Origin of the sequence: Citrobacter sp. Cpo147, assembly GCF_030332405.1 — a bacterium.
Lineage (GTDB): Bacteria > Pseudomonadota > Gammaproteobacteria > Enterobacterales > Enterobacteriaceae > Citrobacter > Citrobacter portucalensis.
In genome coordinates this window covers 214,553-230,957 of record NZ_JAOWHX010000041.1, presented here as the reverse complement: position 1 = coordinate 230,957, position 16,405 = coordinate 214,553, and the positions used below count along the sequence as shown (strand labels likewise).

The window sequence follows — 16,405 nt, the reverse complement described above, 5'->3', positions numbered from 1 at the left end:
ATGGTGAGAGTTTATGCCCCGGCTTCCAGTGCCAATATGAGCGTCGGGTTTGATGTCCTCGGTGCGGCGGTAACTCCGGTGGATGGTTCGCTGTTGGGTGATGTGGTGTCCGTTGAGGCGGCTGACCAGTTTAGCCTGAACAACCTTGGGCGCTTTGCCAATAAGCTGCCGTCCGAGCCACGTGAAAATATTGTCTACCAGTGTTGGGAGCGATTCTGCCAGGAGCTGGGTAAAACCGTTCCGGTGGCGATGACGCTGGAAAAAAATATGCCGATTGGCTCCGGGTTAGGCTCCAGCGCCTGTTCCGTCGTGGCGGCGTTAGTCGCTATGAACGAACATTGCGGTAAGCCGCTCAACGATACGCGCCTGTTAGCGATAATGGGCGAACTTGAAGGACGTATCTCCGGCAGTATTCATTACGATAACGTCGCCCCGTGCTTTTTGGGCGGTATGCAGTTAATGATTGAAGAAAACGGCATTATTAGCCAGCAGGTGCCAGGCTTTGATGAGTGGCTGTGGGTACTGGCGTATCCAGGGATTAAAGTGTCGACGGCTGAAGCGCGGGCGATTCTCCCAGCGCAGTATCGCCGTCAGGACTGTATCGCTCACGGGCGGCATCTGGCGGGATTCATCCATGCCTGCTATTCCCGTCAGCCTCTTCTGGCCGCGAAGCTGATGAAAGATGTCATTGCTGAGCCGTATCGTACCCGCTTGCTGCCAGGCTTTAGCCAGGCGCGTCAGGCGGTAGCCGAAATTGGCGCACTGGCCAGCGGTATATCTGGGTCTGGGCCGACGTTGTTCGCCTTGTGCGATAAGCCGGATACGGCACAGCGCGTAGCAGATTGGCTGGGTAAAAATTACCTGCAAAATCAGGAAGGCTTTGTTCATATTTGCCGGCTGGACACGGCGGGCGCACGGGTACTGGGATAATCAATGAAACTGTATAATCTGAAAGATCACAACGAACAGGTCAGCTTTGCACAGGCTGTTACGCAAGGACTGGGCAAGAATCAGGGATTGTTTTTTCCGCACGATCTACCGGAATTCAATCTGACAGAAGTGGATGAGATGCTGAAGCAGGACTTCGTTAGCCGCAGCGCGAAGATCCTGTCCGCATTTATTGGTGATGAGATCCCTCAGGAAATTCTGGAAGAGCGCGTGCGTGCGGCATTTGCCTTTCCGGCACCGGTTGCTCAGGTTGCCGCGGATGTCGGCTGTCTGGAACTGTTCCACGGCCCAACGCTTGCATTTAAAGACTTTGGCGGGCGCTTTATGGCGCAGATGCTGACGCACATTAGTGGCGACAAACCGGTAACGATTCTGACGGCGACCTCCGGAGATACCGGGGCGGCCGTTGCGCATGCCTTTTATGGCCTGAAAAATGTGCGCGTGGTGATCCTTTACCCGAACGGCAAGATCAGCCCATTACAGGAAAAACTGTTCTGTACGCTGGGCGGTAACATTGAAACTGTGGCTATTGATGGCGATTTTGATGCCTGCCAGGCGCTGGTGAAACAGGCGTTTGATGACGAAGAGCTGAAGGTGGCTCTGGGACTGAACTCGGCTAACTCAATTAACATTAGCCGTCTGCTGGCGCAAATCTGTTACTACTTTGAGGCTGTGGCTCAACTGCCGCAAGAGGCGCGTAATCAACTGGTGATTTCCGTTCCCAGCGGTAACTTTGGCGATCTGACTGCCGGGCTGCTGGCGAAATCACTGGGCTTGCCGGTGAAGCGTTTTATCGCGGCGACTAACGTTAATGATACGGTTCCGCGCTTCCTTGCAGAAGGTGAGTGGGCACCGAAAGCGACTCAGGCGACGTTGTCGAATGCGATGGATGTCAGCCAGCCGAACAACTGGCCGCGCGTGGAAGAACTGTTCCGCCGTAAAATCTGGCGTCTGAATGAGTTGGGTTATGCCGCCGTTGACGATGCCACGACTCAGGACACGATGCGTGAGTTACATGAGATGGGCTACACCTCAGAACCGCATGCGGCGGTGGCTTTCCGCGCGCTGCGTGACCAGCTAAACCCTGGCGAGTATGGCTTGTTCCTTGGTACTGCGCATCCGGCGAAGTTTAAAGAAAGCGTTGAAGAGATTCTTGACCTGACGCTGGCGTTGCCAAAAGAACTGGCGGAACGCGCGGATCTGCCGCTGCTTTCTCATCACCTGCCTGCTGATTTTGCTGAACTGCGTAAGCTGATGATGACCCGCGGGTAATGGTTGTGCCCGCTGGCGCTTTGCTTAGCGGGCCGACAAAATCTGTAGGCCGGATAAGGCGTTAGCCGTCATCCGGCCTTTTTACTATTGCTCGTGGCGTTTAAATACCAGTTCGCCGTTTCCTGATGCTTCTTCATCAAAGAAATAGCCTTCGCTGTTAAATGCGGTCAATTGTTCCGGCTGCGTTAAGCGGTTCTCAATAATGTAGCGACTCATCAGGCCGCGCGCTTTTTTGGCATAGAAACTGATGACTTTGAACTTGCCGTTTTTCTCGTCGAGGAAGACTGGTTTGATAAGCTCAGCGTTGAGTTTTTTCGGCTTCACGGATTTAAAATACTCATCCGAGGCGAGGTTGATCACCACGCTGTCGCCTTGCGCTTCCAGCGCTTCGTTAAGTTTTTCGGTGATGGTATCTCCCCAGAACTGGTAGAGATCTTTACCCTTCGCATTGGCCAGACGAATGCCCATCTCCAGACGGTAAGGCTGCATCAAATCCAACGGACGTAAAACGCCGTATAGCCCGGACAGCATCCGTAAATGCTGTTGAGCGAAGTCGAAATCCGCCTCGCTGAAGGTTTCAGCCTGCAACCCTGTATAGACGTCGCCTTTAAACGCCAGGATGGCCTGACGTGCATTGTCCGGCGTGAAGTCAGGCTGCCAGTCATGGAAACGGGTGGCGTTCAGATCCGCCAGCTTGTCGCTAATCCCCATCAGCTTGCCAATCTGCGGTGCAGAGAGCTGGCGTGCCACGTGAATAAGCTGCTGAGAGTGATCCAGCAACTCGGGCAGCGTATGACGTGTCGTTGCCAGCGGGCTTTGGTAGTCGAGCGTTTTTGCAGGTGAAATCAGAATCAGCATATCCAGTCCTTGCAGGAAATTTACTGCGACTTTAGCAAAAAAAACGACTGAATTGATCGATGGTTGCGATTGCCGCGCTATTCGCGCGGCGTTTCATCCCAGCTATCGGGCGCAAGCTGTTGTCTGATATCAGGATAACGGCGCGGATCGAATTCCGGGCGCACCCCGAGTTTACGCTGGCGCAGATAGTCGATGGCGATGGTATGGACAACCGGAGAAAGCAGCAGAATCGCCGTCAGGTTAGTGATGGCCATACAAGCCATAATGATGTCGGCCAACTGCCAGACGAGTGGGAAGCTGACTAACGTTCCCCCAACAACGGTACTCACGGTAGCGATACGTAATAGCCAGATGACGCGCATGTTGTCCAGCTTCAGGAAAACGAGGTTGTTTTCCGCATAAATGTAGTTGGCGACGATAGAGCTAAAGGCAAACAGAATCACAATAAAAGCCACGAATCCGGCTCCCCATTCACCCGTCAGCGAGACCATGGCTCTTTGCAGCAACTGGATGCCTTCCATTGGCACATAAGTGGTGCCATTACCCGCCAGTAAAATGATCATTGCGCTGGCCGTACAAAGAATTAGCGTATCGCCCAATACACCAATCATTTGCACAATGCCTTGTGCTGCAGGGTGTGGCGGCCAGGATGCTGCCGAGGCAGCTGCGTTCGGGGTTGAGCCCATTCCGGCTTCATTAGAGAACATACCGCGTTGAAAGCCGCTGGCAATAGCCTGGCTCAGCGTATACCCGGCGGCACCGGCCGCGGCCTCCTGCCAGCCAAAGGCGCTTTTTATGATGGTCATGATAATGCCGGGGAGCTGTCCGAAATGCCAAAGGCAGATGACGAGGCTACAACCGATCCACAGCAGCGCCATCATCGGAACAAACCATTGCATCAGGCGTGCGACGCCTTTAATGCCGCCGACGATGACCACTAATGACGCGATTGCCAGTGCGATACCGGAGAAGAGGGGAGGGATATCAAAAGCAAAATCCAGCGCACGAGAGACTGAGTTCGCCTGAACGCTGTTAAAAATCAGGCCATAGGCAATGAGTAAAAAGATGGCAAACAGCACGCCCATCCAGCGCATGCCCAGCCCACGGGCCATATACCATGCAGGACCGCCGCGAAACTGTCCCTTGCTGTCGCGCTCTTTATACAGTTGGGCAAGTGAGCACTCAGCGAATGAGGTTGCCATACCAATGACCGCCGAGACCCACATCCAGAAAATGGCTCCCGCGCCGCCGGCGGCGATCGCCAACGCCACACCCGCCAGATTTCCGCTACCGACGCGCGCGGCAAGACTGGTGCACAATGCCTGAAAGGAAGTTAAACCGCCCGGCTGCGGGCTGATGCTGTTTTTAAGACTTTTGCCAAACTGGCGAATATAGCGGAATTGCACGAACCCTGTACGCCAGGTGAACCAACATCCTGCGCCAAGCAGGAGGTAGATCATCACCGATCCCCAGAGTATTTCATTAATAAATGAGAAAAAATCAGGCATTAACATCCCTCTTGTTGATGCCGGTAAGCGCGAATAATCCCGTGTAAGCGCTACCAATTATCGACCAGTATATACCTTATAAGGTGATTGATTGCGGGAGTTTACCATAACAATGGGTATATCTTTAATTGCGCATCACGGGCTGTGAGATGCGTAATCAGGGCTGAGCAGCGGGTCGGACAATCCAGGCGGTTGCGCTGAGAGTGCGTCGTGCTATCATCAGGGAAGATCGGTTACATCCCCCTAACAAGCTGTTTAAAGAGAATCGCTATCATGACGGACAAATTGACCTCCCTTCGTCAGTTCACCACAGTAGTGGCCGACACCGGAGACATCGCGGCAATGAAGCTGTATCAGCCTCAGGATGCCACAACTAACCCTTCTCTCATTCTTAACGCAGCGCAGATCCCAGAATACCGCAAGCTGATTGATGATGCTGTAGCCTGGGCTAAGCAGCAGAGCAACGATCGCGCACAGCAGATCGTCGACGCGACCGACAAACTGGCAGTAAATATCGGTCTGGAGATCCTGAAACTGGTCCCGGGTCGTATTTCTACTGAAGTTGACGCTCGTCTGTCCTACGACACCGACGCGTCCATCGCGAAAGCAAAACGTCTGATCAAAATGTACAACGATGCTGGCATCAGCAACGATCGCATTCTGATCAAACTGGCTTCAACCTGGCAGGGCATCCGTGCCGCTGAGCAGCTGGAAAAAGAAGGTATCAACTGTAACCTGACTCTGCTGTTCTCCTTCGCGCAGGCGCGCGCATGTGCAGAAGCTGGCGTATACCTGATTTCTCCGTTTGTTGGTCGTATTCTGGACTGGTACAAAGCCAACACTGACAAGAAAGAGTATGCACCGGCAGAAGATCCGGGTGTGGTTTCCGTAACGGAAATCTACGAGTACTACAAACAGCACGGTTACGAAACCGTGGTGATGGGTGCGAGCTTCCGTAACGTCGGCGAAATCATTGAGCTGGCAGGCTGCGATCGTCTGACGATTGCTCCGGCACTGCTGAAAGAGCTGGCGGAAAGCGAAGGCACTATCGAACGTAAACTGTCCTTCTCCGGCGAAGTGAAAGCGCGCCCTGCACGTATCACTGAAGCTGAGTTCCTGTGGCAGCACAACCAGGATCCGATGGCTGTAGACAAACTGGCGGACGGTATCCGTAAGTTTGCTGTAGACCAGGGTAAACTGGAAAAAATGATCGGCAATCTGCTGTAATCATTAACGCGTGGCCCTGACAGGGGTCACGCTACCTCTTCTGAAACCTGTCTGTCCTTCCCTTCGCAGTGTATCATTCTGTTTAACGAGACTGTTTAAACGGAATAATCATGAATACTTTACGCATTGGCCTGGTTTCCATTTCTGACCGTGCTTCCAGCGGCGTTTACCAGGATAAAGGCATCCCGGCCCTTGAAGAGTGGCTGGCATCTGCCCTTACCACCCCTTTTGAGCTGCAAACGCGACTGATCCCGGATGAACAGGCGATCATCGAACAGACCTTATGTGAGCTGGTGGATGAAATGAGCTGTCATCTGGTGCTGACTACCGGCGGAACGGGTCCGGCCCGCCGCGATGTAACGCCTGATGCCACGCTGGCCGTAGCCGACCGCCAGATGCCGGGCTTTGGCGAGCAGATGCGCCAGATAAGCCTGCACTTTGTGCCAACGGCTATTCTCTCCCGCCAGGTTGGTGTGATTCGCAAACAGGCGTTGATCCTGAATCTGCCAGGGCAGCCGAAATCGATCAAAGAAACGCTGGAAGGCGTGAAAGATGCCGACGGTAAGGTTATCGTGCCGGGTATATTTGCAAGTGTACCGTATTGTATACAGTTGCTGGATGGGCCGTATGTGGAAACCGCACAGGCTGTTGTAGCATCTTTTCGTCCTAAAAGCGCAATCCGCGATATAAACGCCTGAAAGTAGCCCGATCGTGACATAAGTGCCAATGACAGTGGAGTATTGAATTGTTTACGATATAGTAATTTTTGCTTTACATATATCGGCTGACAGATTCAATAACTCCACTGACTCATGGTTTGCTATGTCACAACACACTCGACCGCTGAATCGCCAGGATTATAAAACTCTTACGCTTGCTGCCCTCGGCGGTGCGCTTGAGTTTTATGATTTCATTATCTTCGTCTTCTTTGCCGCTGTTGTTGGCGAACTCTTCTTCCCGGCAGACATTCCTGAATGGCTACGTCAGGTGCAAACCTTTGGCATTTTTGCCGCCGGATATCTGGCGCGTCCGCTGGGTGGCATCATCATGGCGCACTTTGGCGATCTGGTCGGGCGTAAGAAAATGTTCACCCTGAGCATTTTGCTGATGGCGATACCGACGCTGGCGATTGGTCTTTTGCCTACCTACGCCTCAATGGGGATCCTCGCACCGCTGCTGTTACTGATGATGCGTATTTTGCAAGGTGCTGCCATCGGCGGAGAAGTGCCGGGCGCGTGGGTGTTCGTGGCGGAACACGTACCGGAGCGCCGCATCGGCATTGCCTGTGGCACGCTGACCGCCGGGCTGACGGTGGGGATTCTGCTGGGATCGGTGGTCGCAACTCTGGTGAATACCAGCCTGACGCAGCAGGCGGTGCATGACTACGGCTGGCGTATCCCGTTCCTGCTGGGGGGCGTGTTTGGGCTGGTGGCGATGTACCTGCGTCGTTGGTTGCAGGAAACGCCCATCTTCCTCGAAATGCAGCAGCGTAAAGCGCTGGCGCAAGAGCTACCGGTGAAGTCGGTGGTGAGCAAACATAAAAAAGCGGTGGTCATTTCCATGCTGCTGACCTGGCTGTTATCGGCCGGGATAGTGGTGGTGATCCTGATGTCGCCAGTCTGGTTGCAGAAGCAGTATGGTTTTGCACCCGCGCTAACGTTACAGGCCAACAGTGTCGCCACCATTATGCTGTGCGTCGGGTGTCTGCTGGCCGGGTTTATTGTCGACCGGGTCGGCGCCAGCAAAACCTTTATTGTCGGCAGCCTGCTGCTGGCCTGTTCAAGCTGGTTTTTCTATCACCTGACCGGCAGCCATCCTCAGCACTTGTTCTTGTTATACGGGCTGGTAGGGGTGTGCGTTGGTGTGGTGGGAGCAGTGCCTTATGTGATGGTGCGGGCGTTTCCGGCAGAGGTCCGCTTTACCGGAATTTCCTTTTCTTACAACGTGTCGTACGCCATTTTTGGTGGTCTGACGCCAATCGCCGTGACGATGTTAATGAGCGTGTCGCCAATGGCTCCGGCCTGGTATGTGCTGGCGTTATCGCTGGTGGGGTTAGGTCTGGGGATTTGGCTGCGACAGGATATTTATCATCGCGATACGAGCGTACAGGGAGAGTTACAGCGCTTGTAAGGAATATCCCCCCGTTCGGGGGGATAGCGTCAGTTTAGTGCGCTTCACCGATCGGCAGGATGGTACGGCCAAACTGTTCGTTCAGCACTTCACCCATCGCCAGGTAAATGGCGCTTGCGCCACACACTAAGCCAATCCAGCCAGCAACGTGAATGATCGCTTCGTTACCTGCAATGTTGCCAACCGCCAGCAGTGCGAACAGCACTGTCAGGCTCAGGAAGACAAACTGCAACGCGCGGTTAGCTTTCAGCGTGCCAAAGAACATGAACAGTGTGAACACGCCCCACAGACCCAGGTACACGCCCAGGAACTGACCATTGGTTGCATCCGCCAGGCCCATTTTCGGCATGATCAGGATTGCAACCAGCGTCAGCCAGAACGAACCGTAGGAGGTAAAGGCGGTTAAACCGAAGGTGTTGCCTTTTTTATATTCCAGCAGACCGGCAAATATTTGCGCGATACCGCCGTAGAAAATGCCCATCGCCAGAATAATAACGTCAAAGGCGAAGAAACCCGCGTTGTGCAGGTTAAGCAGAATGGTGGTCATGCCAAAGCCCATCAGGCCCAGCGGTGCCGGATTAGCCAACTTAGTGTTGCCCATAATTCCTCAAAATCATCATTGATTGAATGGTGAAATAGTTTCCCCAAATAACGATCACTGTCTTCGGGGCGCGGCATGATAATCAGGGGAGAGGGCACTGTCTATGATCTAACGAAGGGAAAATGAATTATTTTCCCTGTGATGGGCATCACGCTTACGCATGGTTGATCATTTTGCTAAGACAGACGATTTGAAGTACCACCGGGAACTGAGGGATTTGGTGGACGATCTGGTGAGAAATACCCATAGCCAGATGGCGCTGCTTCATGGGCGCGGCAGTGGTTATTCCAGTTCAAAGGCTTTCGCATCAACCGCGTATCTGCCCCGCATGTTTTCTATGGCTTCTGAATCAAAATGTGCGGAATTAGTCGTCGCCAATAACTTTCAGCGTTGCCATGTCAGAGGAGTTTACCGACTGGCCTGAGAAGGTGATTTTGGACACGCAGCGTTTATTGTCGTTATCGCTATTAATATTGATCCAGTTGGTCGTTTGTCCCTCTTTAATGGATGACGGGACGTTCAGGCTTTGGCTGGAAGTGCGTACGGCTTTGAAGTAGACGGATGCGCCGTTAAGTTTAATATCGCCGCGATCGGCGGTGAGCTGAATGCGTTTTACAACCCGGCAAACGGGAATTCTCAGCGTGAGATCGTTGGTTGCGTTGCGGGGCATCGCAATCATACCCAGAACTTTATGATCGTTAGCGTGCGCGGCGCTGCTCAGCAGCAGGCCCATAAGCAGGCTGGTGGAAAGGGTTAACACGGATTTCATGGAATTTCTCTTTGACGGCTGCAAAAGTGCGTAACTTCAGACCATCTTACCGCCGTCGGAGAAACGATTCATGCTCGTAATCTTTTCTTTTTATTACAATTTTTATATGAATGGCTTTATTTATTTAATTGGTGGTGCGAATTAATCCTGGTTGGCAACTATTCATTTTTTAATCTTTTAGCCTTTTTTCTGTGATTTTATTGCCACAAGGCTAAAAAAAATTTTCATGCCCCCCTTGATGACGTGGGTTACGACCCCATCTTGTAGACAACCGCAGTGGTGAGTCTGAAAAAAAACGATTCAGGGTAGTTGAAACCGCACGTTTCGCCCTTATTACAGATTCACAACCACATGATGACCGAATTTTTAGTGGAGACGTTTAGATGGGTAAAATTATTGGTATCGACCTGGGTACTACCAACTCTTGTGTAGCGATTATGGATGGCACTACTGCACGTGTGCTGGAGAACGCCGAGGGCGATCGCACCACGCCTTCTATCATTGCTTATACCCAGGATGGTGAAACTCTGGTTGGTCAGCCGGCTAAACGTCAGGCAGTGACAAACCCGCAAAACACCCTGTTTGCGATTAAACGCCTGATTGGCCGCCGCTTCCAGGACGAAGAAGTACAGCGTGATGAAGCCATCATGCCGTACAAAATCATCGGTGCTGACAACGGTGATGCATGGATTGATGTAAAAGGTCAGAAAATGGCACCGCCGCAGATTTCTGCTGAAGTGCTGAAAAAAATGAAGAAAACGGCTGAAGATTACCTGGGCGAACCGGTAACTGAAGCGGTTATCACCGTACCTGCATACTTCAACGATGCTCAGCGTCAGGCAACCAAAGATGCTGGCCGTATCGCAGGTCTGGAAGTAAAACGTATCATCAACGAACCGACCGCAGCGGCACTGGCTTACGGTCTGGATAAAGAAGTTGGCAACCGTACTATCGCGGTTTATGACCTCGGTGGTGGTACTTTCGATATCTCTATTATCGAAATCGACGAAGTTGACGGCGAAAAAACCTTCGAAGTTCTGGCAACCAACGGTGATACCCACCTGGGTGGTGAAGACTTCGACAGCCGTATGATCAACTACCTGGTTGACGAATTTAAGAAAGATCAGGGTATCGATCTGCGTAATGATCCGCTGGCGATGCAGCGTCTGAAAGAAGCCGCTGAGAAAGCGAAGATCGAACTGTCTTCCGCTCAGCAGACCGACGTGAACCTGCCGTACATTACTGCAGACGCGACTGGTCCGAAACACATGAACATTAAAGTGACCCGTGCGAAACTGGAAAGCCTGGTTGAAGACCTGGTTAACCGTTCTATCGAGCCGCTGAAAGTTGCTCTGCAGGATGCTGGTCTGTCTGTTTCCGACGTTCAGGACGTTATCCTGGTCGGTGGTCAGACTCGTATGCCGATGGTACAGAAGAAAGTTGCTGAGTTCTTCGGTAAAGAGCCGCGTAAAGACGTTAACCCGGACGAAGCAGTGGCAATCGGTGCTGCCGTTCAGGGTGGTGTATTGACCGGTGATGTGAAAGACGTGCTGCTGCTGGACGTTACCCCGCTGTCTCTGGGTATCGAAACCATGGGTGGCGTGATGACTCCACTGATCGCGAAAAACACCACTATCCCGACCAAGCACAGCCAGGTGTTCTCTACCGCTGAAGACAACCAGTCTGCGGTAACCATCCACGTGCTGCAGGGTGAACGTAAACGCGCCGCTGATAACAAAGATCTGGGTCAGTTTAACCTGGATGGTATCAGCCCGGCTCCGCGCGGTATGCCGCAGATCGAAGTTACTTTTGACATCGATGCCGACGGTATCCTGCACGTTTCCGCGAAAGACAAAAACAGCGGTAAAGAGCAGAAGATCACCATCAAGGCTTCTTCTGGTCTGAACGAAGAAGAAATTCAGAAAATGGTTCGCGAAGCAGAAGCGAACGCAGAATCTGACCGTAAGTTTGAAGAGCTGGTTCAGACTCGTAACCAGGGTGACCATCTGCTGCACAGCACTCGTAAGCAGGTTGAAGAAGCAGGCGACAAACTGCCAGCTGATGACAAAACTGCCATCGAGTCTGCACTGACCGCGCTGGAAACTTCTCTGAAAGGCGAAGACAAAGCGGATATCGAAGCGAAAATGCAGGCGCTGGCACAGGTTTCCCAGAAACTGATGGAAATCGCTCAGCAGCAGCACGCACAGCAGCAGGCTGGCGCAGCAGGCGCTGATGCTTCTGCAAACAACGCGAAAGATGACGACGTTGTCGACGCCGAGTTTGAAGAAGTGAAAGACAAAAAATAATCGCCCTTTGAACGGGTAATTACTGGCACGGGCGAAGAGGTTTCCTCTCCGCCCGTGCACGCATGTTAGGGGCAGATAAAAAGAGATGGCTAAGCAAGACTATTACGAGATTTTAGGCGTTTCCAAATCAGCGGAAGAGCGTGAAATCAAAAAGGCCTACAAGCGCCTGGCCATGAAATTTCACCCGGACCGCAACCAGGGTGATAAAGAGGCCGAAGCCAAGTTTAAAGAGATCAAAGAAGCGTACGAAATCCTGACCGATGCGCAAAAACGTGCGGCTTACGATCAGTACGGTCATGCTGCGTTTGAGCAAGGCGGCATGGGCGGTGGCGGCGGTTTTGGCGGCGGGGCTGACTTCAGCGATATCTTTGGTGACGTGTTTGGCGATATTTTTGGCGGCGGTCGTGGTCGTCAGCGCGCCTCACGTGGTGCTGATTTACGTTACAACATGGATCTCACTCTGGAAGAAGCCGTGCGTGGCGTCACCAAAGAGATCCGTATTCCGACTCTGGAAGAGTGTGACGTCTGCCACGGTAGCGGTGCGAAGGCAGGTACTCAGCCGCAGACCTGTCCAACCTGTCATGGTTCTGGTCAGGTACAGATGCGTCAGGGCTTTTTTGCCGTACAGCAGACCTGTCCACACTGCCAGGGTCGCGGTACGCTGATCAAAGATCCGTGCAACAAATGCCACGGTCATGGTCGTGTTGAGAAAAGCAAAACGCTGTCCGTTAAGATCCCGGCAGGGGTTGATACCGGCGACCGTATTCGTTTAGCGGGCGAAGGTGAAGCCGGTGAACATGGTGCGCCAGCAGGTGATTTGTACGTTCAGGTGCAGGTAAAACAGCACCCAATTTTCGAACGTGAAGGCAATAACCTGTACTGCGAAGTACCGATTAACTTTGCGATGGCAGCGCTGGGCGGCGAGATTGAAGTCCCAACGCTGGACGGTCGCGTGAAGCTAAAAATTCCGGGCGAAACGCAAACTGGCAAACTTTTCCGCATGCGTGGAAAGGGCGTCAAGTCTGTACGCGGTGGCGCTCAGGGCGACCTGCTGTGCCGCGTGGTGGTTGAAACCCCTGTGGGCCTGAACGACAAGCAGAAGCAACTGCTCAAAGATCTGCAGGACAGCTTTGGCGGTCCGACCGGCGAACAAAACAGTCCGCGCTCCAAAAGCTTCTTCGACGGTGTGAAGAAGTTCTTTGACGATCTGACGCGCTAAGCTTACTGCCGTATATTCTAAAAAGCCTGAAATTGGAAAATCTCAGGCTTTTATTTTTGGTTCTGTTCTCACTTCCACTCCAGGCTTACCTGTTCAACAACGATATTTGTCTCTGCTTTCTCCGGCAAGGTATGTGCGACACTTGCAAATCCGGGTAATGTCTTCCATACCAATGGGTCTCCAATAACAAAAATGTGTTTTTTAGCACGGGTAAGGGCCACGTTCAGAAGATTAGGTTTGCTCGAAGCCCATTCTGCGCCGCCGCGATTGTGTACATCACATCCAAGAACAAAAATAACGATGTCGTTTTCTTTCCCCTGAAAAGTATGGACTGTACCAACACAGCTTTTTTGCCACTCTTTAATTTCTTTATGTTTTAGTCGCGGTGAGTATTGTTGCCAGCTGGCCAGCTCTCTTTGTTCAATCAGTTCCAACAAAGCATATTTAACAGCCTTGAATGGAGTAATAACGTAAATAGACCCCAGATCTATATTTTCCGTGAGTAGACGGTCCAGCAGTGTAATCAGGCTTTGACCGTGACTATCTCGGTACTGCTTGTCTCCCAAACCGCCTCTTGAAACCAACCAGTGGTTTTCAAGTTCGCCATTGACAAGACGGCTACAGATTTTGTCTGTATCAAGCCCGTGAATCATCCGGTTATTGTATGCCAGTTTATTAGCAATACTGAACATGGGTTCGATACAACGGCGATGTACCCATAATGGGATCCCAATCCAGATGTTATTGTTCATCATCTCTAATTTGCAGCCCCAATGATTGACGCGATCGGCAACCTGTTGGACTGAGAGCTTTTCTGGATTCCACTTTTCAGCATGCTCGTGTAGAAGGTCCTGACAAAGGTGCCTAACCAGTGATGGAGAGGTGGTGAATACAGGCTCAATCTGTAACGGATCGCCCACAACGAGTACGCGTTTGGCGCGCCATATAGCGCCGACGGCCTGTTGAGGTGATGCCTGGCCAGCTTCATCGATCATTACCCAGCCAAGCTCGCCGCCTTTTACTCCATGCAGCATACGTCCCACTGAGGCAAAGGTTGTAGAGAGTACCGGGACAAACATGCATAACGTTTGCCACCAGGGGAGTGGCGTGGGCTCAAGATGAGGGGAATTTAAAAAATTCCTCAGGCGGAGCAGGAACATTTCTCTAAAGCGATCAACGCTCCCCATTGCCTCGTAAAGCCAGGCTTGATGAAGATCCATCGCAGCCATAAACAACAGTGAGCGTTGGCGGTTGATCTGAGCGTTTTGCCAGAATGCGGTGCGCTGTAAGCCAGCATTATCGATGGGTTTATGGCTATCAGGTAGAGCTATTCCTGAAAACTTATCCTTCAGGCCCCGCAATTTTTGTTCTATTTCCTCGCGCAGCAGGGCAATCCTGTCTATTTCTTGCTGTAAGCGGCGTTTTTGGGCGTCTGCCTCATTCAGTTGTTTACGCTGTTCAGAAATGAGCTGTGTTTTGTGTATTAATGATGCGCTAAGCGTTAAAAGATGCTGTTGTGTGTTACGTAATGATGTCTGGTAAGTCTGTACCTTTTTACGATTGAGCAAACGAGTCAGCAGGCCCGGTGCATCGGCTTCTTCTATTTTTTGCTGTTGCTTGGCATGCTGAATCTGTTTTTCAATTACGTCCTGCTCAGCTTCAAATTCCTTAAGTGCGCTAAGCCGCTCTTGACATCGCACTGCCGCTTTTGCCATGTCCGAAGACAAAACATCAGATGAACAGTAAGGTTTTTTTGCCAGCAGTTCGGCTAATTCTGCTAACTGTTTTTGCAGCTCTTCTGTTGTTTTCAGGCAGTGAATGAAATGCTGCTTTGCTGCGGTAAAAGAGAGTTTATTGTGGCAAGACTTCCAGCGCCAAAGGCTGAGAAAGTTTTCGTTGTCCGGTCTGGCCATTTCGACTGATGTGTCGCGTAAAAAATGCTCATCAAACAGTAGTCTTTGGGCGAGTTTTGTACGATTTGTTTTTCTTCCAAGAGCTACTGAAATTAATCCCCAACACTGTTTTTCTGTCGCAAGAGGACGAAAGAGATGGTAATTACGCTCAGTTCCTTTTCCATCTTTATCTCTTTTATGCGCAGATTTGGGCAGGGATTTTGCTGCAACTTGATTTGCGGTCGGTGACAAATAGTCAAGAGAACGAAATTCTTCGGCCAGCGATTTCTTTTGCGGTAATTCGTTAGAGATATTTTCTACGGCTGCATTATTGGATGAGGCCACAATCATTTCGAAACCGGTCAGCTCCGGGACGATAAAGCCTTCATGGGTCAGCGTATCTTCCACATTACTGAAGCCCGCAAGGACTCTCGCTCGTTCAACGACATTATGCGCAACTAAATCACGCAGCAACGTCGTTTTCCCCGTTCCCGGAGGCCCATTTACTGATAGTAATCCACCTTCAGCAAGCTCTTCTACCGCCGTGTTAATTGCAAACTGCTGCATTAATGACATCGCGTGCTCTGGCTCTGAAGGCCAACGCCCCAGAGGCATTTTAGTCGGATGCAGCTTATCGATAATGGCTGTTAGTCCTTTCTGAGAATAGAGATCCGGGTTTCTGTGAATAAGGTGAGTGAGGTAAGTATTGAGTGTTCGGCATCGAGTGTCTTCCAATGATGACATTGCATCTTCAATATCCTCAAAAAAGAAGCTATTTAAGATGGGAAGTACTAATGCCTTTTCATTGTCGCTTATGAGGTCTTCCGTTTCGCTAGCTTCTTCTTGTTCCGTGTCCTGGCTCTCATTGTTGCCGTTAAACCAGTCAATTTGTATTGCATATTGCCATTCAGGTGCAAAGTCCGCCCATGATGTTAAATGAGTGTCGAGCAGCGTGAGAATATTGCTTGCGCGCAATACTCCCGGGCCTTTTTCCCTTACGGGCTCTAACGTAACGCAGAAATCATTGAATGTATCGGCAAGATGCATACAATCGACCGCGAAGACTGATGAGTCGAGTTTGTGGAATTGACGTTTTTTAAGATGGCCCAACGCCCAGGGTAGCGAACTTACCGACAGTTTATCTCTCGTGGGTACACCTTCTCCGTTCAACTGCATCTTAGCAAAACAGGTTGTCCCTTCCTGATCCAAGCGCTGTTCGCATTCGTCGTCATTTTCCTCATTTGTTCCAAGAACCTCCTGACTAATACGGCTGACGATATTTTTCTCAAATAGCCCTAAGTGAACAATAAATGATGCCTTCGGCGGAATGTCATATTGCTGGCGTAATTTCTCTGAATGCCACGGAAGTGAAGCATCACCTAATGTAATGAGTTTTTTTAGTGGGATCAGCAGGCTTTTATCTTTTCTTTCAAGCGTATAAGGCTGAAAAAATTCTATGCGTTGCCAGGTTCTCAATATTTCTTGCGGGAGAGGTGTCGAGTCCATCTTAGCTCTTTGATTATTATCCCAATATATCAATGAATACGAGAATACTCTGATCCAAGAATTTTTGAAGATCTGAGAGGAGGAATCATTCTCTCTGGCGGTAATGGCACAGGCAGAACATCTTGATGATTGCTGAAATTTTTACTCGTAAAATCCGATCTATCCATAA

The 16,405-nt window shown here is 51.1% G+C and carries 12 protein-coding genes; 7 read left to right on the top strand and 5 right to left on the bottom strand.

The features are described from left to right. Both thrB and thrC read left to right on the top strand, forming a co-directional pair. The gene (gene thrB, locus OGY06_RS21770; RefSeq protein ID WP_008786144.1) at positions 1-930 is read left to right on the top strand and encodes a homoserine kinase; all 930 of its coding nucleotides are present in this window, start codon (positions 1-3) and stop codon (positions 928-930) included. A gap of 3 nt (positions 931-933) precedes the next feature. After that, positions 934-2,220: a threonine synthase gene (gene thrC, locus OGY06_RS21765; protein ID WP_063941079.1), complete on the top strand. Its 1,287-nt coding sequence runs from the start codon at positions 934-936 to the stop codon at positions 2,218-2,220. 84 nt (positions 2,221-2,304) lie between these two features. On the opposite strand, the gene yaaA is transcribed toward thrC, so the two are convergent. Next, complete coding sequence (gene yaaA, locus OGY06_RS21760; RefSeq protein ID WP_286605943.1) at positions 2,305-3,078, bottom strand: peroxide stress protein YaaA; 774 nt, start codon at positions 3,076-3,078, stop codon at positions 2,305-2,307. Between the two features lie 77 nt (positions 3,079-3,155). Then, positions 3,156-4,586 (bottom strand): alanine/glycine:cation symporter family protein, encoded by a 1,431-nt coding sequence (locus OGY06_RS21755; protein ID WP_286605942.1) that lies wholly within the window; start codon positions 4,584-4,586, stop codon positions 3,156-3,158. A 273-nt stretch (positions 4,587-4,859) separates the two neighbouring features. Between OGY06_RS21755 and tal the strand changes: the two genes are divergently transcribed. The 3 genes from tal to OGY06_RS21740 all read left to right on the top strand — a co-directional run bounded on the left by tal (position 4,860) and on the right by OGY06_RS21740 (position 7,943). Further along, a complete protein-coding gene (gene tal / locus OGY06_RS21750; RefSeq protein WP_286605941.1) occupies positions 4,860-5,813 on the top strand; it encodes a transaldolase in 954 nt (317 codons plus the stop codon). A 110-nt stretch (positions 5,814-5,923) separates the two neighbouring features. Then, complete coding sequence (gene mog, locus OGY06_RS21745) at positions 5,924-6,511, top strand: molybdopterin adenylyltransferase (RefSeq protein ID WP_193134993.1); 588 nt, start codon at positions 5,924-5,926, stop codon at positions 6,509-6,511. 124 nt (positions 6,512-6,635) lie between these two features. After that, the gene (locus tag OGY06_RS21740) at positions 6,636-7,943 is read left to right on the top strand and encodes an MFS transporter (RefSeq protein WP_197385304.1); all 1,308 of its coding nucleotides are present in this window, start codon (positions 6,636-6,638) and stop codon (positions 7,941-7,943) included. A gap of 34 nt (positions 7,944-7,977) precedes the next feature. On the opposite strand, the gene satP is transcribed toward OGY06_RS21740, so the two are convergent. Beyond that, positions 7,978-8,544, bottom strand: coding sequence for an acetate uptake transporter (gene satP, locus OGY06_RS21735; protein WP_003829744.1), 567 nt, complete (start codon positions 8,542-8,544; stop codon positions 7,978-7,980). A gap of 364 nt (positions 8,545-8,908) precedes the next feature. Beyond that, on the bottom strand, positions 8,909-9,313 hold the full coding sequence (locus OGY06_RS21730; RefSeq protein ID WP_123268673.1) for a DUF2541 family protein: 405 nt from the start codon (positions 9,311-9,313) through the stop codon (positions 8,909-8,911). A 383-nt stretch (positions 9,314-9,696) separates the two neighbouring features. On the opposite strand from OGY06_RS21730, the gene dnaK reads away from it, so the two are divergent. Together dnaK and dnaJ are read left to right on the top strand one after the other, a co-directional pair. Beyond that, on the top strand, positions 9,697-11,619 hold the full coding sequence (dnaK, locus tag OGY06_RS21725; protein WP_003829739.1) for a molecular chaperone DnaK: 1,923 nt from the start codon (positions 9,697-9,699) through the stop codon (positions 11,617-11,619). Between the two features lie 85 nt (positions 11,620-11,704). After that, positions 11,705-12,838 carry a molecular chaperone DnaJ gene (dnaJ, locus tag OGY06_RS21720; RefSeq protein WP_003829737.1) on the top strand — a complete coding sequence of 378 codons (1,134 nt, stop codon included), beginning with the start codon at positions 11,705-11,707 and terminating at the stop codon, positions 12,836-12,838. Positions 12,839-12,906: 68 nt separating this feature from the next. Here the strand turns inward: dnaJ and OGY06_RS21715 are convergent, their stop codons facing one another. Continuing rightward, the gene (locus tag OGY06_RS21715; RefSeq protein ID WP_286605940.1) at positions 12,907-16,236 is read right to left on the bottom strand and encodes a DEAD/DEAH box helicase; all 3,330 of its coding nucleotides are present in this window, start codon (positions 16,234-16,236) and stop codon (positions 12,907-12,909) included. Positions 16,237-16,405: the final 169 nt, after the last annotated feature.

Excerpts from the sequence above, each read along its gene's own strand:
- thrB (WP_008786144.1), top strand. The coding sequence starts at position 1 with ATGGTGAGAGTTTATGCCCCGGCTTCCAGTGCCAATATGAGCGTCGGG.
- thrC (WP_063941079.1), top strand. The coding sequence starts at position 934 with ATGAAACTGTATAATCTGAAAGATCACAACGAACAGGTCAGCTTTGCA.
- yaaA (WP_286605943.1), bottom strand. The coding sequence starts at position 3,078 with ATGCTGATTCTGATTTCACCTGCAAAAACGCTCGACTACCAAAGCCCG.
- OGY06_RS21755 (WP_286605942.1), bottom strand. The coding sequence starts at position 4,586 with ATGCCTGATTTTTTCTCATTTATTAATGAAATACTCTGGGGATCGGTG.
- tal (WP_286605941.1), top strand. The coding sequence starts at position 4,860 with ATGACGGACAAATTGACCTCCCTTCGTCAGTTCACCACAGTAGTGGCC.
- mog (WP_193134993.1), top strand. The coding sequence starts at position 5,924 with ATGAATACTTTACGCATTGGCCTGGTTTCCATTTCTGACCGTGCTTCC.
- OGY06_RS21740 (WP_197385304.1), top strand. The coding sequence starts at position 6,636 with ATGTCACAACACACTCGACCGCTGAATCGCCAGGATTATAAAACTCTT.
- satP (WP_003829744.1), bottom strand. The coding sequence starts at position 8,544 with ATGGGCAACACTAAGTTGGCTAATCCGGCACCGCTGGGCCTGATGGGC.
- OGY06_RS21730 (WP_123268673.1), bottom strand. The coding sequence starts at position 9,313 with ATGAAATCCGTGTTAACCCTTTCCACCAGCCTGCTTATGGGCCTGCTG.
- dnaK (WP_003829739.1), top strand. The coding sequence starts at position 9,697 with ATGGGTAAAATTATTGGTATCGACCTGGGTACTACCAACTCTTGTGTA.
- dnaJ (WP_003829737.1), top strand. The coding sequence starts at position 11,705 with ATGGCTAAGCAAGACTATTACGAGATTTTAGGCGTTTCCAAATCAGCG.
- OGY06_RS21715 (WP_286605940.1), bottom strand. The coding sequence starts at position 16,236 with ATGGACTCGACACCTCTCCCGCAAGAAATATTGAGAACCTGGCAACGC.